This is a genomic window from Legionella stuttgartensis (assembly GCF_977063405.2).
In genome coordinates this window covers 15440-39181 of record NZ_CDRUHA020000003.1, presented here as the reverse complement: position 1 = coordinate 39181, position 23742 = coordinate 15440, and the positions used below count along the sequence as shown (strand labels likewise).

The following is a 23742-nucleotide window of genomic DNA, read 5'->3' as shown; positions in this document are numbered from 1 at the left end:
AGGTATATCAGTATTTAATTTGAGAAATATCTTACAAAAAAATAAGCAAACAAATCAATTTATTTTATTAATATAAAGCTACAATGTAATTGTTTGGCGCAGCTGGATTGTTGACAGGATGTTGAAACACTAGCGAGATCAAGGATGATCTCAATTCAATGGCAATCACAGCTGCGCACAGGCACAACTATGACTTCTATGTATACAGGACGTCCCTTGGTTAGCTCACTACAGAATTTAATTCCACGCACAACAAAAAAGACCCAGAATTCAGCTTAACTTTTAATAATGAGATTACAGCTCTTTACCCAACTAACTCTTTAGCCCTATCCCAAATATGCATCAACTCATTAAGGGATAGACCCTCAAGGTTAATCAATTCACGTTCCTCAGCAATCAGTTTAACCGCTCGTAATCGTCTTTCAAATTTAGTCAGCGTTTGTCCAAGTGTTACTCTTGGGCTTAACTTACAAAAAATACACAGCGAAAACACTGCGTGGAGTAAATCACCAATCTCTTCTTGCAAAGCAGTTTGATTTTCTTTAGAACTATCATGATTCAAGTGCTCCTTGATTTCATCACACTCACTGTGAATTTGATTCATGATTTGGTCTGCACTTTGCCACTTGAACCCAAATTGGGAGGCTTCTTCTTCCAGAGCGCTAATTTTATCTAAAAGTTCCATGTTCAACCTAAAAGAGATTTGACTAATATTCTTAGAAGTACGCATTAGAATGATGCCATACTTACTTAAACAAATCAGAATGAGATCCTGTTCTTGATAATCTTAACAACTGCACACAATCATCTTTAATGATTTTATAAATTAAAAGCCAATCAGGGGTTATATGACACTCACGATAACCATGCCAATCTCCTGAAAGATTATGATCTTTATGCTTGGGATCTAAAATAGAATCTAAAAGATCTTTATTTTTCCTCTGCTTTACTATCTTTTTAAGATCACGCTTAAATTGAGTAGCCAGTTCTAATTCAAGCATTATCTATAGAATTCCAAACATCCTTCATTGTTTTAAATCGTTCGCCCTTACCTGACTCAAGCTCTTCAATTGCATCAAGCGTCTTTTTGTTCGGTATTTTTACATCAAATGGAAGACCATTTTGAAGACATACTTGACTATAGAAAAGCCGAATAGCCTCAGCAGCAGATAAACCTACTTTATGTAATATCTCTTCCGCCTGTATTTTAAGAGCAGGCTCAATACGAGCATTAATTGTCGCCGCCTTATTCATGATATTCACTCCAATACTTTTCATAATTAAATTGTATAACAAATGCGTTACATTTTCAATGTTTGTTTTACACAAAGAGGCGTCTAATTACCGATAATCAAGTTGGCCTATGGCTCCTCATAAAAACATCGATTCTGGCCCCACTTTAATCTCGCTCCTTTAAGTATCCCTCTGTAGTAATAACAATAAAATAACGTATATTTTATAATTACGTGAAATACATCATGAAATAATTAGGATAGAAGTCGCAAATAAGTATGCCCATTATTTTGAGACAGATTTGAAGCCGTAACCTAAACACAGTGTGATTAAGTCAAGACCCGGTTGCTCGACTTTAACTACTCGTAAAAAAAGATTGTACCTGACATTGAAATATTAGAATTTTCTAATATAATGACCCTATGAATACATTAATAAACACTAGCCTTGAAGTGATGAAAAATAATGCTTCTAAGGCTGAACAATTACTTAAACTTTTAGCCAATTCCAAAAGGCTTCTCATTCTATGCTATCTCCTCAAACAAGAATGCACGGTTGGCGAACTAGAACCCCTTGTCGGTTTGTCTCAATCTGCGCTTTCACAGCATTTAGCTAAAATGAGGCGCGAAGGTGTACTTTCGGTAAGAAAAGAAGGGACTCGAGTTTATTATTTTATTAGCAAACCCGAAGTGGAAGCTGTTTTATCAACGCTTTATTTAATTTATTGCAAAGAATAAAAATCGCTCCATTCATTAGAATACTCTAATGTTTTAAGGATTTCTGTCATGTTATTAAGTAGTATTACCCCAAGAAAACACAGTGCTTTTATTATTGTAATAAGTGCACTGTCGACTTCTCTTTGCGCAGGCTCGGTACCCATCTCATATTCTAAAGCGATTCAGCTTGCGCTCGCTAATAACCCTAAAATCCATGCGGCAAACGCTTCAATAGAAGCAGCGGTCGGGGCCTCAAAGCAAGCAAAAAGTATGAGTTGGCCACAATTAGACCTTGAGGTAAGCGGAGCAAGGACTGATAATCCGATGTCGGTATTTGGTTATAAACTAAGTCAAGGGAATGCCAGTTTTGCTGATTTTGGCGCCAATCAATATACTGGACTAAATACCTTATATACCAAGCCTCAAGCATTAAACCACCCAGGATATTATAGTAATCTGGATACTGCGTTTAAACTAAGCGTTCCTATTTATACTGGAGGAAGAATAAAAGCGCAGCAAGCACAGACGCGTGCTTTAGTTGCATCCGCACAACGTGGCAATCAACAAGCTCAAAATCAACTGGCGTATGAAGTCTATGTGTCCTATGAGCGTTTTTTAACAGCCAAGGAACTGGTAGGCATCGCTGAAAGACAGGTTGCTCGAGCAAAGGTGTTTCTGTCAACAACCAAGGACCTAAAAAAGCAATCTATTACCCTAAATAGCGATGTATTAATGGCAGAGGCTTACTTAAACAGCTCTCTTCTTGGTTTATCTAATGCAAGAATTCAAACAGAAGATGAACTTGATGGCTTTAGAACGTTGCTTGGTAGTCCCGAAAGCACCTTTATACCAAGTCGGCACACAACCTTGCGTGCAAAGACAAAACTCAACTTTTTATTGATGACACGAGCAATCAATGATAATCCATCAATTAAAACCCTTCATGCACGTCTTCAAGCAGAAAAAGCGGTAATTGCTGCCTCTTTGGCACTCTATAAGCCCCAAGTGTCGATGCAATTAAGACATGATTGGAATGGCAATACCATAGGTTCAGGCCTTCCGTCAGATACGATTGCGCTAGGTGCTAACTGGACTTTATTTAGTGCGGGCGAGCGCGCTGGCGCTGTCCAGGTAGCAAGTGCAAATGCAAAAAAAATTCAATTTGAGCTTGATGAGCAACGAAATCAGCTGCGATTACAATTAAAGCAAATACGGCGTGCCGAGCAACAAACTCTTTACGAGTTGCAATTAAGTCGACAAACAGCAGAGAAAGAAGAGGCAGTAATTCAAAAACTAAAGCAGCGATTTGGTCGTGGGTTGGTTCCTCTAAGTGCTTTATTGGAGAGTCAGATGAAACTAACGCAGAGTAAAGCACAAGAACTGCAAGCGCTTCATCAATCAAGAGTGCATCAAGCCCATTGGCTGATGCTCAGTAATCAACTAATTTCTAAAGCGATAAAAAGCGCATAAATTGATTGTATACCAGGAGACTATGGTGAAGGATGTGTTTTATTCCAAAAATAAGCTCAATAAAGCAGGGCAATTGGCGCGAACCTTTATTCAATCCAAGCTGACTCTGTTACTGATTGTTGGTATTCTGTTGTTTGGCGTACTTGCCCTAGAACGCACCCCGCGAAGCTATAATCCTGAAATTATTGTTCCAGCAGTAACTATTTCTGTGAGTCGCCCTGGTAGTGATAGCCAAGAAATGCTACATCAAATTGTTCGCCCACTAGAAGGGTTGATGGCCTCTATTTCAGGCGTTGAGCATACTTACGGGATGGCCATTGATGATAGTGCTATGGTTACGGTTCGCTTTAAAGTGAATGAAAATGAAGAGGCGAGCTTGGTTAAGGTCTATAACCAAATCAACAGCAACATGGATAAAATGCCCCCGGGTACTTTAATGCCTTTAATCCGCTCTATCAGTTTGTACGATGTTCCACTAGTGACACTGACATTACATGCTAAAGGCGCAAATCCAGTTGACTTACGCACGCTTGCCGATAAAGTCTTGGAGGAATTGCGCACCGTACCCCAAGTTGGGAAAAGTTGGGTAATGGGTGCATCACCTCAGGCTATTCGTGTCTGGCTGAACCCAAAGCACATGGCAGAGCACGCCATTTCAATTGCCAACATTCAACAAGCCTTCTCTGTTAATAACATCAGTCTTGACGCAGGAACATTAGAGCATGAATTAAGTGAAACATCTCTTCGCATCGAGGGCTCACTCATTTCCAATCAAGACTTAGCCAACATTATTATTGGAACTGATGGGGCCAAACCTATTTTATTAAAAGATATTGCGACTATTGAAAAGGGGCCTCAAGATGAAACTATTGCGTCCTATTTTGCCTATGGAGCACACGGCCCATTGAAGAATGCAGATATAGAACCTGCAGTAACCATTGCTCTTGCACGTCAAAAAGGAAGCAATGGTGTTGATGTAGCAAAAGCACTTTTGAATAAACTTGAGCAATTACAAAACAGTCAGCTCATTCCAAAAAATATAGATGTCTCAATCACTCGCAATTATGGAGATGAAGCTAATGATGCAGTGAATACTTTGGTCGAGCACTTAGGGATTGCGATTCTAAGTGTCGTGGTATTGCTGATGGTGTTTTTAGGATGGCGCGAAGCATCAGTGGTTGTTTTTTCTATTCCCTTAATTTTGTGCCTAGTACTTGGTATTGGCTGGCTATCAGGCCAGACTATCAATCGAATTACTTTGTTTGCGCTCATTCTTTCATTAGGCCTCTTAGTAGACGATAGCATTGTGGTGATTGAAAACATTCACCGCCATATTATTAAGGGAGTGCAAAAAAACTTTACCCGTTTAGTTATTTATGCAGCCAATGAAATTGGTAAGCCAACGATTATTGCTACCTTTACAGTGATGCTGGCGCTACTGCCTATGGATTTTGTAGGTGGAATGATGGGGCCGTTTATGGCGCCTATACCTTTTAATGCGCCATTGGCAATGATTGTATCCCTCTTTATTGCCTATAGCGTGGTTCCTTATCTTGCTTATCGTTGGTTAAGAACTAAAGCTAAAAAACAAATGAATGAGCATCATCAAAGCCATAGCACCTGGTTGCAGCGAGCGTACCTTGTATTATTCAAAGGATTACTTTACTCATCGAAAAAACGACATCTCTTTTATTTGATTATTGTACTATTGCTCTTCGCGGTATTACTCCAACCTGCCTGGCAATTTATTCGCCCTGCAGGCCCTAATGGCCCATTAAGCCCGTTAGGAGTTGAAATTAAAATGCTACCCGATGACAACGTGAATACCTTTTTAGTGTCCGTTGATGCAGGCGCTAACGCAACGTTAACGAAAACAAACGAGTTACTTCGCGAACTTAGTGCAACCATCCAAAAAAATCCTTACGTCACAGACTTGGAGCTGTACTTAGGAGAATCAGCCCCAGAAGATTTTGCCGCTCTGGTGCGTGGAGATAATCTATTAAGAGGCAGTCAATACGGGCAAATACGCGTGAATTTGGTGAACAAACATCATCGAGCTATTGGCTCACACCAAATTGCAACACAGGTTTACCAGGGACTTGTGCATTTGCAAAAACAACATCCCCAAAGCCATATCAAGCTTTTTGAAAGCCCTCCTGGGCCGCCTGTTCGCTCACAAATGGAGGCAGGTCTCTACGGGCCTAATTACAATGAATTGAGGTCTGTCGCTAATAAGATAACCTCTGAAGTGTATCCCAAAATATACGGCATGATAAATATTGATAACTCAGTGACTCAAGACACCAATCAATACCGCATTGAAATCAATCATAATGCAGTCATGCTGGCAGGCTTAGCCCCAAAAACGGTAGCGCAGGAGGTAAGCGCTTTGTTCAAGGGTATTTCCATCGGAAATGCACATGAACCCAATGCCAGACAGCCCGAGCACATCATCTTACGTCTTCCGCAAAAGGCACGTGAAGTTGCTCAAGTACTTAATCAGCTGTGTTTAAAAAATCAGCAACAACAACTAATCCCTCTGGCAAAAATTGCAACCTTACATGAAGATAAAGAGGAAAAACCCATCTTCACTAAAGATCAAACACCCGTTGTTTATGTAACCGGTGAAGTGTTGGGCACGAGCCCTGCTTATGCGGTCACTTCTGCAACAAATATGCTCAAGAAGCCCCCTTTTTCAATGGGGGTTGAAAATTTAGGATTTCATGAATCACAGCCTAATCGCTTTGCTAAAAGTCAACTCTTTTGGCTTGGTGAAATGCGCCTGACGTTGGATGTTTTTCGTGATTTAGGCTCAGCCTTTATTGTGGCTATAGTCTTGATTTATATTTTACTAACAGCTTTTTACCAGTCGTTTTTTATTCCCCTAATTATTATGGGGGCTATACCGCTAACTGTCATTGGCGTTTTTCCTGGCCATTGGTTAATGAACCAACCGTTCACTGCCACGTCCATGATAGGGGTAATTGCTTTAGCCGGAATTGTTGTTCGAAATTCGCTATTACTCATCGATTTTATTTTAGAACATCAACATCGAGGTTCCTCTATCGTAGAAGCCGTTATTGAGTCAGGCGTGGAGCGAATTCTACCGATTGTCTTAACAGCACTTGCTATTATTCTGGGCTCCGCTGTGATGTTATCCGATCCTGTCTTTGGCGGCCTTGCTATTTCTTTGATATTTGGTTCATTTGCTTCAACAGTACTTACCTTGTTTTTAATTCCATTGATCTATTTAAGTTGGTGGAAGCGTAACCATTAATTAGTATTAGGAGAATAGATGATGACTATTGAACGTATTATTCGAATTGTCGCTGGTGCCTTTGTTTTGATATCACTCGCTCTAGGCGTGTCGACCAGCCCAGTATTTATCAACGTTAATTTTTTATGGTTTACGGTATTTGTAGGAGCTAATCTTTTGCAAAGTGGATTTACAGGATTTTGTCCTCTTGAAATGATTTTAAAGAAGTTTATTGGGTAAGAGCTAGTATTCGGATATAAAAAATTAACGAAGTAAAATAAATAGGAACTAGTGTTACGAGTAATTTAACCCATAATGCCACCAGCGACATCGACAATTAAAAAGCCTCCCGTGAGCAAAAGAGCGAACCAAAGTAACTGCTCTTTTGAGTATTTTTTTAATCATGAGGTACATCCTTACTCATTATTGCTCCTCATCACCACCAGCTAATTTAATTTAAATGAAACACCATGTAAGAAAATTGCGGCAAGAATAAGAAAAGTAATTAAAGCGGTGTAAAAATGAATGGTTTTCTTAGTTTTTCTGAACCAGAAGATAAGACCAATCAATACAATAATTGCAATACCTAAAGAACCTAAAAACCATCCATTAGTAAACATTATGTTTTCCTATTTAGTCGTTCTTAGGTTGGTGGTTATGACCTCCATCACCACCAAATCCTCCCTCATAGCCAACCTCAGGATGAGCTGGAGCAGGTGTTGTTTTAGGAGTGCAGGCAGTTAAGCCCAGACCCAATAAACCGATCAATACAATTATTTTAAATCCATTAATATTCATTATTTCTCCTTAACAGCCAATCAAAATAACATGAAACTACTTACATCGTAATATACTCAATAACATAAGATAAATGCATCTTATCTTCTCCAATTTTACGTTTACACGCCACCTTTAAAAAAATTCATTTTTTAATATTCTTTACAAAATCAAGCAACTGTACTGCATCCTTCTTGGATATAGGTTTTTTAAAATAAGTAGCGCTATCGTGCAGGTTTTCCTGATTAGGGTTGGAAGTTAAAATGATCATAGGCGTATGGTTGTTTAATACTGAATTTTTTTGTATCTGGTCAATCAGCTCATGGCAATTTAAATTTTTATCCACTAAAATAAAATCATAAACTCTCATGAAAGCCAACTCTCTTGCCGAGTCATCATCTCCTGCCATATCCACCAAATGCTTCAACTCTAATAAATGCATACGAATGAGAATACGAATTCCTAATGAGGATTCCACCACTAAAAAACGCAATGGATGAGCGCTGCATTGTTCATTTTCAACCCAATCATTCATCATGCAACCTCTTTCGTGACAAACCCGCAAAGACTCTCATTATCCATTCATTTCCTGATATTCAGAATGCCCTTTATGGGAATTAAGTAAGCGCAGACCATTCGCAACAACAATTAGACTCGCACCCATATCAGCAAATACCGCCATCCATAGCGTTGCGAATCCTCCCAAGGCCAGAATAAAAAACACCCCTTTGATGGCAAGGGACAAAGTAATATTTTGGCGAAGAATACGCGCCGTTTTTCGGCTTAAATCAATGTATAAAGGCAGCATGGCTAAATTATCATTCATTAATGCAACATCTGCCGTTTCTAAAGCGGTATCAGTACCTTTCCCCATTGCAAAACTAATCGTAGCCTTAGCCAAGGCTGGAGCGTCATTGATTCCATCCCCCACCATTCCTACCGTTTTATACTGTTCCAAAAGGTGATTAATTGCTTGTAATTTTTCAGTAGGCAAGACATTCGCCTGCACTTCATCAATCCCCACCACTTTGGCAATGGCTTTAGCTGTTAAGGCATTATCACCCGTTAACATCGCTGTTTTAAGTCCTTGTTGATGCAAGGTGTCAATTGCCCATTTGCTTGTAGAGCGCAAAGTATCAGCCACCGCAAAAACCGCCAAAACTACCGCTGAATTACTCAAAATGACTGTTGTTTTTCCTTCCTCTTCCAAACGCTTAAGTTCCTGCTCTACAGCAAGAGAGCACACCTTATTATCTTCTGCCAGTTGATGATTTCCAACGTAATACAGTTCTTGACTAATAATGCCTTGCACCCCGCGGCCAGGAAGTGCTGAAAATTGCTCTACCTCAAATAAAGACCCATTAGGTTGGCTTTGCTTCCAATACTCAACCAAAGCATGAGCCACTGGATGTTCCGAATGACTATCAAGGCTTGCAGCCAGCACTAACAAGTATTCTTTTGGTTGGATTTTATCGTAAACGATAAAATCAGTCACCACAGGCTTCCCCTCAGTTAAGGTGCCTGTTTTATCCAGGGCAATTAATTTGAGCTGGTGCCCCAGTTCTAAATAGCTGCCGCCTTTGATAAGAAGACCATGTTGTGCTGCTGAAGCCAATCCGCTGACTACCGTTACCGGTGTAGAGATGACCAAAGCACAAGGGCAAGCAATAACCAATAACGTTAAGGCCTTATAAATCCAATCATAAAAAGGATAACCAAACACCAACGGGGGAATAAGTGCAATAACCAGTGCAATCAAGACCATAATTGGGGTGTAGTATTTGGCAAACTCATCGACAAAGCGTTGCGTTGGTGCCCGCTCACTTTGTGCCTGCTCAATGGCTTTACCAATTTTAGCAAGCAACGTATCACCCGAAGCCTTAGTGACTTTAACTTCAAAGGCACCGTGCTCATTTAAGGTTCCGGCAAACACGTCATCACCTACTTGCTTGCTCACCGGCATGGATTCCCCTGTAATCGGGGCTTGATTGACCGTACTTTGTCCCGATATCAACACCCCATCCAGTGGGATGCGCTCACCGGGTTTTACTTTAAATACCGCACCGACCGCTACATCTTCTACAGGCAAAGTCTGCCATTGACCATTATCCATTTTAATCCGAGCCACCTCTGGTGCAATTTGCATGAGACTGCGAATGGCAAGGCGGGCTTTATCTAATGAATAACGTTCGATTCGCTCAGCAAGAGCAAATAAAACGGTGACCATCGCAGCTTCCGGCCAGGCACCTATAATCATAGCCCCGGTGATTGCAATTAACATCAGGCTATTAATATTCATGGCCTTAGTACGAAGCGCGATTAAACCCTTCTTAAAAGTAGAAGGGCCACTTAAGATAATGGCAAGCACCGCAGGCAAAATGACCCAGATTGATTGCTCTTTGGCAATGAAATAAGCAGTTAACTCAGAGCAAAGCGCTAAAAGACCTGCCAAAGCAAGCAATGGCCATGACGAATCAACTTGCTTCTTCTCTTCTTTTGCAGAGGAGGTACTGCCTTGAACCCGAACACTCATGCCTAACGCTTCAATTTGTTTTTGCAACACATCAATAGCTGGAAGACGATGGTGCACGGTCACTTCCTCAGCAATGAAATTAAAATCCATCTGCGCCACTTCAGGAATCACTTTTAATTGCCGCCTGATTAATTGCTCTTCAGCCGGGCAATCAAGGCCTGCAACAAAAAAAGTGGTTAAGGTTAGAGGCTTTGTCATAATGAGCCCCCACATTGGCCGCAAAAATTTGCCCCTGCAGCAATAGTGGCGCCACAACTGCATTGAGTATTCTCAAGACCACTGCCACATTGACTACAAAATCGTGATCCAGGAGCTAGAGAGCTCTTACAGCGCGGGCAACTCAATCCTCTTGGCTCAGGATTGGTTGAGTAATTATTCTGTTGGCTTATTTGGCCATGATGAGAGCGTCGGTATCCGCCATGATGGCCGCCAAGACTTCCAAGCATTCGTTTTAGAAAACTCATGTTAATTCTCCGTCTCTTCAGTAAAGTGTTTGAGCATGTCCTCTAAAATACAACGCACATGCGCATCATAAATAGTGTAATAAATATGCTTTCCCTCTCTATTTGCTAGAAGAAGGCGTGCAGAACGTAACAGACTTAAATGATGGCTCGCCAATGGCACCGAAAGTTGCAGTTGTTCCGCCAGCTCTGAAACTGATTTTGGACCATGCAAACACTCGATAAGAAGCTTTAAACGATTAGGCTCACCCATCAAATGCAAGATATCGCTTAAAGTGATGATTTGGTCTTGAGTTAGCATAGTTTATTAAACAGTTAAATAAGTATTTAACTTTAAGTGTAGCTCATTCACAGCGGTTGTCAAAAACACTATCCGTTGTCCTTTGCTCAAAAGAGCTATAATTAAATGAATCTATTTTTGTATAAGGAAGAAGAATGACGACCCTTCTTTCAAATCACAGTCTTCTGATCATCTTAGGATTTGCTTTTTTTATGGGAATAATTTTAATTATTCTGGCAAAAGGGAGTTCCGGCCATAAAATGAAATTTATAACTCACTTGGGATTTTATCTTTCTCTTGCTGCCGCACTTATCTTTGCTATAGTGCTTTTTATAGATGTCTTTCCACTTATTTTAAAATGACAATCACCAATATGTTACAATTCCATCAAAGGAATCACTCATCCTCGCCTGATTTTTTAATTACTGATTTCTTGTGCCGCTCATGAAACAGGTAATACAAACCGGGTAAGACTAAGAGTGTTAGGAAAGTGGATGAGATAATGCCACCTATAACCACCGTTGCCAAGGGACGTTGTACTTCAGAGCCCGTGCCCGTAGCCAAAGCCATCGGCACAAACCCCAAAGAGGCCACTAAAGCAGTCATGAGTACCGGACGAAGCCTCGCCAGAGAGCCTTGTAATACCGCATCTTTTAAGTACATTTTTTTCTGTTCATGCAGTTTATTAATAAAGGTAATCATGACCAGGCCATTAAGAACTGCCACCCCTGACAACGCAATAAACCCAACACCGGCTGAAATGGACAAGGGAATCCCTCGAAGCCACAGTGCAAATACCCCACCAGTTAACGCCAAAGGAATGCCACTAAACACTAAGAGCGCATCTCGTACTCGACCAAAACTCATAAACAACAATAAGAAAATGCCCAATAGTGTGATAGGAACAACGATTTGTAGCCGTTGAGAGGCTGATTGCAACTGCTCAAACTGACCACCCCAGGTTACCCAGTAGCCACTGGGAATTTTGACACTCTGGTCAATCCGTTGCTTGGCTTCATTCACAAACGAGCTTAAATCCCGATTGCGAACGTTAGCACTGACCACCACACGCCGTTTACCACTTTCCCGACTGATTTGATTGGGGCTTTCACTACGCACCATTTTGGCTACTTCACTCAACGGAATAAAATGTCGTTCGCCATCTTTAGCCTGTGGCAACGGAATAAATACTTGGCGTAGTACATTAGGGTTTGTACGTAACTCTTCAGGCAAGCGCACCACTAAATCAAAACGCTTATCTCCCTCAAAGAGCTCGCCACCTTTTTTGCCGCCTGTGGCAATGACAATGGCATCTTGAACCGTGCCAATTTGTAAGCCGTAGCGTGCCAAAGCATCGCGATTGATTTCAACGGTTAGTAGCGGTAAACCACTGACTTGCTCTACTTTTACATCAGCAGCACCGGGCACTTTTTTTAATTGAGCACTGATGGCTTCAGCTACTTCCAGCAATGTATTCATGTCATCGCCAAATACTTTCACCGCAACATCACTACGAACCCCTGAAATTAATTCATTAAAGCGCATCTGAATGGGCTGAGTAAATTCATAGTTATTCCCCGGAATTTGCTTTACTGCCGCCTCGATTTCTTGTACTAGTTGCTGTTTGCTTTTTTTAGGATTCGGCCAATCCTTCCGAGGCTTTAACATAATAAACGTGTCAGCGACATTGGGCGGCATGGGATCAGTAGCCACTTCCGCAGTCCCTAGTTTTGCAAAAACACGTTTGACTTCTGGAAACTGGCTTACTCGCTCCTCTACTAAATGCTGCATGGTAATGGCTTGTGTTAAACTAGTGCCAGGAATTCGCATCGCGTGCATGGCAATATCGCCTTCATCAAGACTTGGAATAAATTCACCACCCAACCGAAATGCAAGCAAAAGACTTATCCCCACCAAAGCAACCGCAGCTCCTATCACCAACCTTCTGGCATGAAAACAGCGGCGCAAGGCTTTTGCATAAACAAGTGAGAGGTAGTGTACCAACCAATTTTCTTTTTCTTGTACACGCCCACCTAAAAAAATGGCAACGGCTGCTGGAACAAAAGTCAGAGCAAAAAGCATGGAGGCGAGCAGCGCGGTAATAACCGTTTGCGCCATCGGCAAAAACATTTTCCCCTCAACCCCTGTTAACGTTAAAATCGGTAAATAAACCACCGTGATAATAAAGACACCAAAGATACTGGGCCGAATCACCTCTGTTGTGGCATAAGCTATGACTTTCAAGCGCTCTTCTAAATTTAAAACACGATGCAAGGCATGCTGTTGTTCACCCAAATGCTTAATGCAGTTTTCAACAATAATGACCGCACCATCGACAATCAAACCAAAATCAAGAGCGCCTAAGCTCATCAAATTGGCACTGATTTTATTAGATACCATCCCTGTAATGGTCAAGAGCATGGATAAAGGAATCACCATCGCGGTAATCAGTGCTGCGCGAATGTTACCTAAAAACAAAAACAAAATAACACAAACAAGCAATGCCCCTTCGAGCAAGTTTTTCTTCACCGTATTAATGGTAGCGTTCACAAGCAAGGTTCGGTTATAAACCGTGACTGCTTCAATGCCTTCCGGCAATGATTTATTAATAACTTTCATTTGGGCCGCAACTCGTTCAGACACTGTGCGACTGTTCTCGCCCATAAGCATAAATACTGTGCCTAAAACGACTTCTTTACTGTTCTCTGTTGCTGCTCCTGTTCGTAGCTCCTTGCCTAAAGCCACTTCTGCAATATCACGAATTCGAATAGGTGTTCCTTCAAAGCTTGCAATAACAATGTTCTCAATATCAGTGATGTTTTGCACCTGCCCTGGTACGCGAATTAAGTTCTGCTCGCCATTAGTTTCAATATATCCTGCACCCACATTGGCATTATTGCGTTCTAATGCCTCAACCACATTGTTTAAGCTTAACCCATAACGAACCAGTTTCATGGGATCTGGAGTGATGTGAAATTGTTTTTCATAACCCCCAATGGTGTTTACTTCAGCCACTCCCTCTACATTACGCAGTTGCGGCTTGATAATCCAATCTTGAATGGTACGCAGTTCCGTTGGATTGTAACGTTGACTTGCTGGTACATTGGCTTTATTGGTTACCGTGTACATAAAAATCTCACCAAGCCCTGTAGAGATTGGGCCTAAAGTGGTTTCTACTCCTGGTGGGAGCTTGTCTTTTACCTCCTGCAAGCGCTCATTAATTAATTGACGCGCAAAATAAATGTTCGTGCCATCTTTAAAGACCACCGTGACTTGCGATAGTCCATAACGTGATAAAGAACGAGTGTAATCCAGATTAGGCAACCCGCTCATAGCCAGTTCAATAGGGAAAGTAATTCGTTGCTCCACCTCAAAGGGTGAATAGCCTGAGGCTTGAGTATTGATTTGCACTTGCACGTTGGTGATGTCAGGTACCGCATCAATAGGCAAACGTTGAAAATTATACACACCATAAAGAGCAATGATTGTCGTAAATAATAAGACAAACCATCGATGTTTTAGGGAAAAACGAATTATTTTTTCAAGCATTACCAATCCTTAGTGCTCGTGGCTTGCGCCATCCTTTCCTAACTCTGCTTTCATAAAAAAGCTATTATTGCTGACATAGCGCTGGCCTGCATCAAGCCCCGAAACCACTTCGACCCATTCATCATCCCTTTGGCCTAAAATAACAGGCGTTGCCTCAAAATAATCTCCTTGCTGGATAAAAATTACTTCTTTCTCATCCATGCGCTGAATAGCCGACAAAAGTATGGCAACTGGAACCGTTTTTTCTTTAATGGTAATTGCGGCATTAATGTACATCCCAGGCAACCAAACACGAGGCTCATTAGAAAGAACTGCTCGTGCGAGCGTTGTTTGACTGTCTTCAATGCCTAAGGGCGCAATGTAGGAGATGGTGCTGATGGATTTTGGTGTTCCTTCATCTCCAGTTACCACCACACTCATTCCTTGTTTTACTAAAGGCACCTCTTTACGATATAAGGTAAAATCAGCCCACACAGTAGCCAAATTAGCCACTTCATAAATAGGTTTGGTGCTTTGCGCAAGCTCCCCATTGGTTGCGTATTTTTGCACGATGGTTCCGCTCATGGGTGCATTAATTGTATAATTTTGTAAACTTTCGTTACTCTCAATCGTAACTAATACCTCCCCTTTGGTGACTTCATCGCCTAAATTCTTAGTCATTGATTTAATAATGCCTGAATAGCGTGCATAGATGGGAGCTAAGGTGTCTCGATTGGGAGCAATTTTACCTACGACTTTAAGTTGAGTTTTAATTGTTTGGCTTTGTGCCTTAGCCGTTTGAATGTCTGCCGCTTTTAGAATGGCTGGCACCATTTTAATGCGGCCTTCATAAGTCGCATAATGCCAGGTATAGCGTTTATCCTGAAGCTCTAATTGAATGCTCACATCAAAAGAATGAGGCTCTTCAATCACCTCAACGCTTTGTAAAAAATTCTCGACAGGAGTGAACGCAATTGCTTCTTTTTTATCACCAAATCGCTTTAACTGAACGGTCAATTGCGCTTTCCCAGGCGCGATAGGCTCACCATTCTTATACAAATAAGCGCGAAAATGCGGTGGCATGCCCCGTTCAAAAATTAAAAACTCAAGGGCTATATCTTCATCCTTAAACAAACGCCCACCTTGCGGACCCTTTTCCATGGTTTCTTGATGATTTTTTTCTTCATCGCCATGGGATTCTTCATTTGTTGCCCATAACGAAAAGGAACTCAACCCCAATAACAGAATTATAAAGGGCATGCAGGATAGGAATGGCTTTAAAACTCTCATTTACTCTCCTTAGAAGGCGCTAATCCTAAAAGCCCGGTCAGTTGAATTAAGGCTTTATGATAATCAGCATGAGCTTGTTGGTAATGACGCTCTTCTTCATACAACGAATTAAGGGCTGTGGATAATTCAATATACGTATAACGTCCCATTTGGTAGCCATCCTGTGCCAATTTGATTGATTTACGCGCCAAAGGTAATAACGAATTCGTCACCAAGCTCGCCTCATAATGACTTTGTTCGGCTTGTAGAAAAGCCCCATAGACATTTTGACGCACATCAAGGCGTGTACCTTGAAGCTCATGAGCCGTTTGGGTGTATTGTGCCTCAGCGGTTATGATTTTTCCTTGATTTCTATTGTAAACAGGGACTTCTGCAAAGGCTGAAGCCACTGCGGCATTACTGCCATCATCAGAGAAATGACGACCGCCTAATTGAATGTTTAAATCCGGCCACACAGATTTTTTAACTGCAGTAATAGTCGCACGCTTGGCGTGTAATTGCTGTTGAAGCTGTACTAACTGAGGGCTTTGCGGTAATTTTCTAAGTAACACAGCCCAGTTCAATGTCACTCCAGGAAGACCTTTATCCACTAATTGTCCATCAACTCGTAATCCATCACCTAATAGACGCGCCAATTTCGCACGCTGAAATAATGCATCCCTTGCAGCTTTATTTTCTTGAATACGCGCTTCGCCTAAGCGCACCTGGGCCAAACGTAAGTCTAATTCCGCTCCAGCGCCTGCCTTAACTCGACGCTCGATTGCGCTTACGATGTCTTGATTGAGGCGAATAAGTTTTTGGGTGACTTGATGCCATTGACCCGCATAAAGTGCATCCACATAGGCCACACCAACTGCCACATAAAGTATCGCTTTTTGTACTTGAATTTGGGCAAGAGAGGCTAAGTAATCTGAATAGGTTGCTTTTTTCAGATACTGCAACCGATTACCCAAAGGGATGGGCTGGGTCACTGATGCCGTAGTTTCTGCCGCCTCATAACTTGAATAACTCCCCGAGCCGCCAAAGTTTTCTGCGGTTAAAGTCACTTGAGGATTGGGATAAAGCCCACTTTGGATAAAAAAACCGCGCATGGCTTGTGCTTTATCTATTTCGGCCTGTAATTCGGGATTATTGCGATAAGCAATGCCCAGGGCTTGTTTGAATGTCAAAGGGGTGGCCGCGAGTGCCTCACTCGCTACAAGGCTCATTGCACTCCACACAACATAATAAAATAAATAACGCATTCCCTACCCTATCAAATCCTTGTCAAACCTTTCGTTCCAGTGTACCTTGATTTTGGGCCTTGATACACCTTATTGCTAAAAAAACCAGAAAATCATAGCATTAAGTCACTGAAATGATTACCAAACTGGTATACACTGATCTTTATAATCCATTAACTTGTTTATCCTATGCACCTACGATTATTATTTGTTTTTTTAATAATCTTGACTGCCGAACTTAAGGCTCAGTCATTAACTATTGGAATAGTAGCGTATGACCCGCCGTTTTCAATGAATGCCGACAAAAATCATTTCTTTGGATTTGATGTTGAGCTCATAACAGAGCTTTGCAAGCAAATTAAAGCTCAGTGTCAATTGAAACCCATGCTGTTTGACGAGCTGTTTACAGAATTAAAAGCGAGTAAAATTGACTTGGGGATAGCGGCAATTATCATCACCGACGAACGACAGAAAACCTTTCTCTTTAGTCTTCCCTATCTGGCAAGTGCAGCACGTTTTATGACCACAAAAAACGACTCAATTACATCTCTTAAAAAACTCAACAATAGATCAATAGGCATTATCAGAGGCTCTCTCTTCAAACAACTCATTACTCAGAAATTTAAAACCAATAGGGTTAGAGAATATCCTTCAACTAATCAACTCATCACTGCCTTAAATCAACAGGAAGTGGATGCCTTGCTTATGGATGACTTTTCGGCTGATTATTGGATAGCCAATAATAACACCTTGTTTAAAGGATTAGGTAAACCCTTCCCCGTCGGCATCGGTTATGGAATCATGGCCAAAATGGATTCTAAGATGCTAATGAACCAAATCAATCAAGCCTTAAAACATATCGAAAAAAATGGATTTTATTTATCTTTATATCAAAAATATTTTCACACCATACCCATGCATTAAAATATGAATCACTAACGGTTATCTTAATGTCAATTTTTTAATTTAATTCGGTTTAGTGGTGTCCGTGACCATGACCACGCGGGTGATACCCACCAAATACACGTTTAGGCTGTTTATTGTTTTTTGAATCTTCCTTATTAATAGAAGAAGCGCAGGAAGCCAACAAAAACATTAAAGAAATGAGCACTAATACATATGGGGTTACCAAACTAGATTTTTTCATCATTCGCATCCTTGGAATAACTCACTTGCTGTTATTTTTTAATATCATTATTATGGATGAAATAAAAGTAAATTGTACTCCTTTGGTTTTATATTCATTCAATATAAAAAAAACGGAGTTAAATTGATGAAATTTTATTCCCGTCAACACCGCACAGGAGGCGAATATGAAAAAAGAGGTTTTTATTTCAATCTGTGGCGGCCTTATTTTTTCGTTATCCACACAAACAATCCTGGCCGATGAAATTCCCAGTCGCACCTTACCTATGTCTGAAATCTTGAAAATTCTACAGACTCGCGGTTATAGCGTAATAAGAGAAGTTGAATTTGATGATGGTTTATATGAGGTGGAAGCCTTTGATGAAAAAGGGATTCAGCTTATTATTCGAATGAACCCAAATACAGGGGACTTTATCAACACCAATTTAAAAACCAAGAAATACCCCATCTCAATGCTTGAAGCGGCGCAGAGAATTGAGGGCGCTGGCTATCATACTATTTTCAAAATTGAAGCGCACGGCAGTCAGTATGAGGCAAAGGCCCTTGGTACAGAGGATAAAAAAATTAAATTACGCATCGATGCTAATTCTGGCAAAATATATATCCTTGAATAAGAGAACTAGAGTTATTAATTCTGCAACATTTAAAATTTTTCAATAAATAAAACAGCCAACCTATTTAAGTTAAGCTTAAAGAAATTTAAGACTTGACATCCTCTATCCTTATCCCAAGAGCCATCACGAATCAGCTGATGCCTGCAATGCTGCCTGTTTTTTAAATCCAAGGAAGGCTTAGCATGCACAAGATAAATATAATGACGTCATAAGAGATTTTCCAATCTAATATTTTAGATTTTTGCATCAGGGCGCAAGTTCCGGAGCGCTAGGCCACTTACCATCAAAAGTTAGCGCTTATTTTAACAAAATAATTTGTTTTCATATAGTTAGCATTAAGAATTTGAATGCTTAAGTTACAGAAACGGAGCAAATGTGAACTAGAACCTCCTTTCTGTAAAATAGAGGCTAATAAAGGCAGATAATCGCAAAATATCCCACACAATAAATACCCAGCCAAAAATTTCTTTGAAAACTTCTCGTGAACTTTTAATAAAAGGGTCCCAAAAATGCTTGAATAAATACATGATGTTCATGTGACATAAAGTTGTTATAGTATTTTCATACAGATAGATAACCAAAGTCTTTCTTTATTAGTAATTAATTTTCCAAATACTGCTAGAAAAACAAATAGTTCTATTCAATGTCTAGAGTGAATTCTTTAAAAAAATTTATTTTTAGGTAACAATGGCACTTTAATACTAGGGCGTGTTTTTAAAGTTTCAGCCACAATATAATACTTACTAGAGTTAGTGCTCCTAGAAACATGATAGCTGTTTTATCATAATGTGTAGCAATTCTCCTAAAACTTTTGACTCGATTAAAAAAACGCTCAACGTAATTACGCTCTTTGTATATATGTGTATCATGCTCTATAGGTATGATGCGATTCTTTTTGGATGGGATGACCGCCGTGATTCCTCTATTTTTCAACTCCCCGCGAAATTCATTGCTATCATAAGCCTTATCGGCTAATAAATACTCGGATAGTTCATCACCGAGCAATTCCTTTGCTGTTTTTATCTCACTGTCTTGTCCAGGTGTTAAAATAAAACTCAAAGGCAATCCAAAAGAATCAACCTTTACATGGATTTTTGAGCTAAAACCACCTTTGCTTCGGCCTAGTGCTTGTTTCTCTTGGCCGCCTTGAGCTCCAGCCGCATGTTGATGTGCTCGAATAACGCTACCATCCATCATGTGCCATTCGTGATCGCCATCTTTTTTTTAAAATTTCAAGTATTCCATTGAAATGTCCATTTTTAACCCATCGATTATAGCGACCATAAACACTTTGCCATTTTCCATAATCAGGTGGCAAATCTCTCCAAGGCGCGCCAGTCCTGATAATCCAGCAAACCGCTTCGATAAATAATCGATCATTTTCACCATGACGACATTTGGGCGCATGTGAGCTTATAATAATGGGAAAAATTATTTAAAGGAGAAACCATGTTAAAAAAGTAGCGTTTACCATGTATCCTGTCGAAAATTTAGATCGAGCGATGGATTTTTATAAAAAAAATCTTGGTTTAATACCTAGCAAAATATCTGCGAATGGTCATTGGATAGAGTACGACTTACCCCAAGGCGGATGCTTTGCAATCACAACCCTTGCGGAAGGTGTTAAACCAAGTGCTGTGTCCGGGGGTAGTATTGCTTTTGAAGTGGAAGGTTTGGATTCCTTAACGCAACAATTAAAAAAGAATGGGGTAACATTCAAATTGGATACTTTTTCATCACCCGTATGTAGAATGGCAATTATCATCGATTCTGAAGGAAATGCTATTACACTGCATGAGCTCAATCAATAAGTCTGTATACAAAGGATAAATGATGATGTTTGCTAAATGTTCTGTATTTATTGCTACAAGTCTTGATGGCTTTATTGCAAGAGATAATGGTTCTATTGATTGGCTAATGAAAGCAAATGAGCTTGTGCCCCCAGGTGAGGATGGTGGTTATAAAGAGTTCATATCTACGGTCGATGGACTCATTATGGGGAGGCATTCTTTTGAGAAAGTCTTATCATTCGACCCTTGGCCTTATGGTGAGCTTCCTGTCATAGTGATGAGTAGCAAACCTATAGAAATTCCTGCTCATTTAAAATATGTTTCAGCATCTTCCGAAACACCCATCGAGCTCGTTAAGCGGTTAACTGATGAAGGATTTAAGCATCTTTATATTGATGGAGGAATAACTGTCCAAAATTTTATAGCCGCGAATTTAATCCATGAATAACAATAACCATCGCACCAGTCTTGCTAGGTTCTGGTCGTTCATTATTTGTACATTTGACACAAGACATTGAACTGGAGCATCTTGAAACCAAATGTATTGGCGGTGGTTTTGTTCAGTTGAAATATCGGATGGCTGCGGTACAGGCGAACCCATAGCACAATTTTTAATTAAACAAGGATATAAAGTAACGGGCATTGATGCAAGTCAAAAAATGATTGAGCAATACAAGATAAGATTCCCAGATGCAAAATGGCTACTTGCTGATATGAGAACTTTAGATTTACAAGAGAAATTCGATGCGGTCATTGCCTGGCATAGTTTCTTTCATTTACCTCATGATGATCAACGAAAAACATTAAAATCTCTTGCTTCTTTGGTAGAGCAAAATGGTTTATTAATATTTACTTCCGGACCCGAGTACGGGGAAGTCTGGGGTGATAATGGGGGATATGATTTATATCATGCATCCCTTTCGTCTGAAGAATATACTCAAATTCGTATGCGTTCGGCTAAATACACCTACCACTGAATTAAAAACCGCATAAACTGAGCTTCTCAAAAAGAGGAGCTAGAAATGAAATCAAAAGAAGAATATTGGGAACGGTTATTTAAAGGATATGAACGAAGTGGATTATCGCAAGAAGATTTCTGCAGTGAGCAAGGGATTCCTATTGCAAAATTTAAGTATCAATGGCGTAAAAGGATAGCGTCAGGAAGTCAGAAGTCCGAGGCAGATAAGCCCAGTCATTTTGAACCGATACTGATTAGTAACAAGGACTCTGTTCATCAGGAGACCCTAACGAGCCAATCGATTATTATCCAATTTCCCAATCAGATTAGCTGTGAAGTAAAGATGGATATCAAGAGCAAAGATTTTTCTTCCTTACTGAATCAATTGAGGTTGCTATGCTGATTCCAGAAGAAGTTCAGGTTCATTTATATTGCGGTATTACTGACATGAGGAAATCGATTAATACCCTGGCGATATTAGTCAAAGAAGTATTCGACATGGAACTTGAGACAGGGCATTTATTTTTATTCCGTAGTCGCTGTGGTTCGAAACTCAAAGCCCTTTACTATGAGGAGTGTAGCTTTACCTTATGGTATCGGAGGTTAGAGAAAGGAAAATTCATTTTCCCGCGTAATACCCAAGGCCATATTGAGTTAACCAAGGACCATTTAAATTGGCTGATGGCTTCTAATAAATACACGTTTCACCAAGGTGAAATCCCTGTAATTTATCGTGATTTTCATTGAAAAAAGCTGAGATAATCATGGTGGTTATGGTATAATTCCACCATGAAAACGACTCCTGACAACTCCATTTGTTCTCCAGAATTTCAAGCAATTCTTGCCCCACTTCAAGATGAAAATCAAGCCTTAAAACAAGAAGCCCAGGAATGGAAAGAGAAATACCATCATCTTCTTGAGCAATTACGCCTGGCCAAACAACAGCGTTTTGACCGCTCTTCAGAAGCGAATGTGCTTCAAGGTGAATTGCAATTTGATGAGGCAGAACGCATAGAAACTACAGAGCTACCTCAAGAAGAAAATACAGTTACTGTAAGCTACACCCGTAAAAAACCAGTACGACGCCCATTGCCAGAACATTTACCCCGTGAAATGATAGAGCACGATATCCCAGCAGAAGAAAAGCTTTGTGCTTGTGGATGTATGAAGCAACGTATTGGTGAAGAAGTAACGGAGCAGTTGGAGTATATCCCTGCAGAGCTTAAGGTGATTGCGCATGTTCGTCCAAAATATGCTTGCAATCGCTGTGATGAGGGAGTGAGCATTGCCTCTCTACCACAACTATTTCTTCCTAAAAGCATTGCAACCCCAAGTCTTGTAGCCCATACCATTATCAGCAAATACGAAGACCATTTGCCTTTATATCGTCAGGAGCAGATGTGGGCTCGATTAGGTATCGAATTACCAAGAAACACTGTATGTGGCTGGATAATGGCGGCTTCTGAAGTCTGCATGCCGATGAGGGATGCACTTGTGCAAGAACTGATTACTTCGAATTACCTACAGGCTGATGAAACCACAGTGCAAGTCATGGATGAGCCGAATCGAAAAAATACCAGCACCAGTTACATGTGGGTCTATCGTAATCACAGACCCGATAAAAAAGTGATTCTCTTTGATTACCAACAAACAAGGCAAGCGCAGTGGCCCAAACAAATCCTTAAGGATTTTAAAGGTTATCTACAAACGGATGGCTATAAAGGTTATGATTGGGTAGATAATCATCCAGATATTATCCATTTAGGCTGCTTCGCTCATGCAAGGAGACCTTTTGCCCAGTTGGTGAAATTAGCTAAGACCACAGGAAAATCCCATCAAGCAGTCGCTTATATCCAAAAGCTTTATCTCATTGAAAAAATAGCGCGGGATAACTACTACACAAACCAACAGCGTTATGAACTTCGTCTGGAAAAAGCAAAGCCTATCCTTGATGACATTAAAATCTGGCTGGACAAATCTCTAAAAACGGCTGCGCCCAAATCCAAATTAGGCGATGCTTTAGCTTATATGCATCAACGATGGAGCGAGCTTACTACTTATCTATTAGATGGGGCTCTCGAAATAGATAATAATCTTGTGGAAAATCTCATCAGACCCTTCGCTTTGGGTAGAAAAAATTGGCTGTTTTCGGGTAGTCCAAGAGGTGCTCATGCCAGTGCTCTATTTTATAGCCTCATCGCAACTGCCAAAGCCAATGGGCTCAATCCTTTCAATTATCTAAAAAATCTTTTTGAATATATCCGTTCTTGCAGAACAGCAGAGGATTATATCGCGCTCCTACCTTATGCTCCTAATCCCAAGTAAATAATTCAACCCGTATTTCCCCGAACGCATACTCAAATTCTTCTAAAGTGCCATTTTAAAGTCCTTGTACATAACATTAGGGATCCTGATTGTGGGGAAGCAACTGTTTGGGTTGCTCAAAAAAACCACATTACTCCAGAGT

The 23742-nt window shown here is 40.5% G+C and carries 27 protein-coding genes and 1 pseudogene; 13 read left to right on the top strand and 15 right to left on the bottom strand.

Annotated elements, in window-relative coordinates; genetic code table 11:
- Positions 1 to 304: 304 nt before the first annotated feature.
- The 3 genes from ACWTEW_RS01350 to ACWTEW_RS01340 all read right to left on the bottom strand — a co-directional run bounded on the left by ACWTEW_RS01350 (position 305) and on the right by ACWTEW_RS01340 (position 1254).
- Complete coding sequence (locus tag ACWTEW_RS01350) at positions 305 to 685, bottom strand: MazG nucleotide pyrophosphohydrolase domain-containing protein (RefSeq protein WP_021460642.1); 381 nt, start codon at positions 683 to 685, stop codon at positions 305 to 307.
- Positions 686 to 746: 61 nt separating this feature from the next.
- Positions 747 to 1001: a type II toxin-antitoxin system RelE/ParE family toxin gene (locus tag ACWTEW_RS01345; protein ID WP_021460641.1), complete on the bottom strand. Its 255-nt coding sequence runs from the start codon at positions 999 to 1001 to the stop codon at positions 747 to 749.
- On the bottom strand, positions 994 to 1254 hold the full coding sequence (locus tag ACWTEW_RS01340; RefSeq protein ID WP_021460640.1) for a type II toxin-antitoxin system RelB/DinJ family antitoxin: 261 nt from the start codon (positions 1252 to 1254) through the stop codon (positions 994 to 996). Before ACWTEW_RS01340 ends, ACWTEW_RS01345 begins: the two co-directional genes overlap by 8 nt.
- A gap of 401 nt (positions 1255 to 1655) precedes the next feature.
- Here ACWTEW_RS01340 and ACWTEW_RS01335 point away from each other — a divergent pair, with 401 nt between their 5' ends.
- Genes ACWTEW_RS01335 through ACWTEW_RS01320 form a run of 4 tightly spaced genes read left to right on the top strand, consistent with a single transcriptional unit; the run spans position 1656 to position 6915 of the window.
- Complete coding sequence (locus tag ACWTEW_RS01335) at positions 1656 to 1970, top strand: ArsR/SmtB family transcription factor (RefSeq protein ID WP_021582658.1); 315 nt, start codon at positions 1656 to 1658, stop codon at positions 1968 to 1970.
- 48 nt (positions 1971 to 2018) lie between these two features.
- Positions 2019 to 3419, top strand: a complete 1401-nt coding sequence (locus tag ACWTEW_RS01330; RefSeq protein ID WP_454783462.1) for a TolC family protein — start codon at positions 2019 to 2021, stop codon at positions 3417 to 3419.
- 34 nt (positions 3420 to 3453) lie between these two features.
- A complete protein-coding gene (locus ACWTEW_RS01325; protein WP_230304736.1) occupies positions 3454 to 6696 on the top strand; it encodes an efflux RND transporter permease subunit in 3243 nt (1080 codons plus the stop codon).
- An 18-nt stretch (positions 6697 to 6714) separates the two neighbouring features.
- Positions 6715 to 6915 (top strand): YgaP family membrane protein, encoded by a 201-nt coding sequence (locus tag ACWTEW_RS01320; RefSeq protein WP_021460616.1) that lies wholly within the window; start codon positions 6715 to 6717, stop codon positions 6913 to 6915.
- 206 nt (positions 6916 to 7121) lie between these two features.
- Here the strand turns inward: ACWTEW_RS01320 and ACWTEW_RS01315 are convergent, their stop codons facing one another.
- The 6 genes from ACWTEW_RS01315 to ACWTEW_RS01290 form a co-directional block, all read right to left on the bottom strand.
- Positions 7122 to 7295, bottom strand: a complete 174-nt coding sequence (locus tag ACWTEW_RS01315) for a hypothetical protein (RefSeq protein ID WP_021460617.1) — start codon at positions 7293 to 7295, stop codon at positions 7122 to 7124.
- Positions 7296 to 7308: 13 nt separating this feature from the next.
- Entirely contained in the window at positions 7309 to 7473 is a 165-nt protein-coding gene (locus ACWTEW_RS01310) for a hypothetical protein (RefSeq protein ID WP_021460618.1), read from the bottom strand.
- A gap of 124 nt (positions 7474 to 7597) precedes the next feature.
- Positions 7598 to 7990 (bottom strand): response regulator, encoded by a 393-nt coding sequence (locus ACWTEW_RS01305; RefSeq protein ID WP_021460619.1) that lies wholly within the window; start codon positions 7988 to 7990, stop codon positions 7598 to 7600.
- Between the two features lie 36 nt (positions 7991 to 8026).
- Complete coding sequence (locus tag ACWTEW_RS01300) at positions 8027 to 10183, bottom strand: heavy metal translocating P-type ATPase (RefSeq protein WP_021460620.1); 2157 nt, start codon at positions 10181 to 10183, stop codon at positions 8027 to 8029.
- The gene (locus ACWTEW_RS01295; protein ID WP_021460621.1) at positions 10180 to 10449 is read right to left on the bottom strand and encodes a zinc ribbon domain-containing protein; all 270 of its coding nucleotides are present in this window, start codon (positions 10447 to 10449) and stop codon (positions 10180 to 10182) included. The genes ACWTEW_RS01300 and ACWTEW_RS01295 overlap by 4 nt, the downstream gene beginning before the upstream one ends.
- A gap of 1 nt (position 10450) precedes the next feature.
- Positions 10451 to 10747 carry an ArsR/SmtB family transcription factor gene (locus ACWTEW_RS01290; RefSeq protein ID WP_021460622.1) on the bottom strand — a complete coding sequence of 99 codons (297 nt, stop codon included), beginning with the start codon at positions 10745 to 10747 and terminating at the stop codon, positions 10451 to 10453.
- Positions 10748 to 10881: 134 nt separating this feature from the next.
- Here ACWTEW_RS01290 and ACWTEW_RS01285 point away from each other — a divergent pair, with 134 nt between their 5' ends.
- The gene (locus ACWTEW_RS01285; RefSeq protein WP_021460623.1) at positions 10882 to 11088 is read left to right on the top strand and encodes a hypothetical protein; all 207 of its coding nucleotides are present in this window, start codon (positions 10882 to 10884) and stop codon (positions 11086 to 11088) included.
- Positions 11089 to 11122: 34 nt separating this feature from the next.
- On the opposite strand, the gene ACWTEW_RS01280 is transcribed toward ACWTEW_RS01285, so the two are convergent.
- From ACWTEW_RS01280 to ACWTEW_RS01270, 3 genes are read right to left on the bottom strand one after another with little or no spacing between them, the layout of a single operon-like run.
- The gene (locus ACWTEW_RS01280) at positions 11123 to 14275 is read right to left on the bottom strand and encodes an efflux RND transporter permease subunit (protein WP_021582687.1); all 3153 of its coding nucleotides are present in this window, start codon (positions 14273 to 14275) and stop codon (positions 11123 to 11125) included.
- A gap of 9 nt (positions 14276 to 14284) precedes the next feature.
- The gene (locus ACWTEW_RS01275) at positions 14285 to 15544 is read right to left on the bottom strand and encodes an efflux RND transporter periplasmic adaptor subunit (RefSeq protein ID WP_021460624.1); all 1260 of its coding nucleotides are present in this window, start codon (positions 15542 to 15544) and stop codon (positions 14285 to 14287) included.
- Positions 15541 to 16752, bottom strand: coding sequence for a TolC family protein (locus ACWTEW_RS01270; protein WP_370569567.1), 1212 nt, complete (start codon positions 16750 to 16752; stop codon positions 15541 to 15543). Before ACWTEW_RS01270 ends, ACWTEW_RS01275 begins: the two co-directional genes overlap by 4 nt.
- Before the next feature lie 204 nt (positions 16753 to 16956).
- On the opposite strand from ACWTEW_RS01270, the gene ACWTEW_RS01265 reads away from it, so the two are divergent.
- Positions 16957 to 17691, top strand: coding sequence for a transporter substrate-binding domain-containing protein (locus ACWTEW_RS01265; protein ID WP_032831349.1), 735 nt, complete (start codon positions 16957 to 16959; stop codon positions 17689 to 17691).
- A gap of 52 nt (positions 17692 to 17743) precedes the next feature.
- Here ACWTEW_RS01265 and ACWTEW_RS01260 read toward each other — a convergent pair whose 3' ends face one another.
- A complete protein-coding gene (locus ACWTEW_RS01260; RefSeq protein WP_154694749.1) occupies positions 17744 to 17917 on the bottom strand; it encodes a hypothetical protein in 174 nt (57 codons plus the stop codon).
- A gap of 163 nt (positions 17918 to 18080) precedes the next feature.
- Here ACWTEW_RS01260 and ACWTEW_RS01255 point away from each other — a divergent pair, with 163 nt between their 5' ends.
- Positions 18081 to 18527, top strand: coding sequence for a PepSY domain-containing protein (locus ACWTEW_RS01255; RefSeq protein WP_021460627.1), 447 nt, complete (start codon positions 18081 to 18083; stop codon positions 18525 to 18527).
- 714 nt (positions 18528 to 19241) lie between these two features.
- Here the strand turns inward: ACWTEW_RS01255 and ACWTEW_RS01250 are convergent.
- Positions 19242 to 19730: pseudogene (locus tag ACWTEW_RS01250) on the bottom strand (IS5 family transposase); the annotation flags it as partial.
- Entirely contained in the window at positions 19711 to 19872 is a 162-nt protein-coding gene (locus tag ACWTEW_RS01245; RefSeq protein ID WP_370569568.1) for a transposase, read from the bottom strand. The gene ACWTEW_RS01245 and the pseudogene ACWTEW_RS01250, both read right to left, overlap by 20 nt.
- Positions 19873 to 19999: 127 nt before the next feature.
- On the opposite strand from ACWTEW_RS01245, the gene ACWTEW_RS01240 reads away from it, so the two are divergent.
- The 6 genes from ACWTEW_RS01240 (at position 20000) to tnpC (ending at position 23600) form a co-directional block, all read left to right on the top strand.
- Complete coding sequence (locus ACWTEW_RS01240; RefSeq protein ID WP_021460631.1) at positions 20000 to 20338, top strand: VOC family protein; 339 nt, start codon at positions 20000 to 20002, stop codon at positions 20336 to 20338.
- Between the two features lie 19 nt (positions 20339 to 20357).
- On the top strand, positions 20358 to 20765 hold the full coding sequence (locus ACWTEW_RS01235) for a dihydrofolate reductase family protein (protein ID WP_238400666.1): 408 nt from the start codon (positions 20358 to 20360) through the stop codon (positions 20763 to 20765).
- A 91-nt stretch (positions 20766 to 20856) separates the two neighbouring features.
- Positions 20857 to 21294, top strand: a complete 438-nt coding sequence (locus ACWTEW_RS01230) for a class I SAM-dependent methyltransferase (RefSeq protein ID WP_454783461.1) — start codon at positions 20857 to 20859, stop codon at positions 21292 to 21294.
- Between the two features lie 45 nt (positions 21295 to 21339).
- Entirely contained in the window at positions 21340 to 21678 is a 339-nt protein-coding gene (gene tnpA / locus ACWTEW_RS01225) for an IS66 family insertion sequence element accessory protein TnpA (protein WP_454783460.1), read from the top strand.
- A complete protein-coding gene (gene tnpB, locus ACWTEW_RS01220; RefSeq protein WP_454783459.1) occupies positions 21672 to 22022 on the top strand; it encodes an IS66 family insertion sequence element accessory protein TnpB in 351 nt (116 codons plus the stop codon). The genes tnpA and tnpB overlap by 7 nt, the downstream gene beginning before the upstream one ends.
- 42 nt (positions 22023 to 22064) lie before the next feature.
- On the top strand, positions 22065 to 23600 hold the full coding sequence (gene tnpC, locus ACWTEW_RS01215; protein WP_454783458.1) for an IS66 family transposase: 1536 nt from the start codon (positions 22065 to 22067) through the stop codon (positions 23598 to 23600).
- Positions 23601 to 23742: the final 142 nt, after the last annotated feature.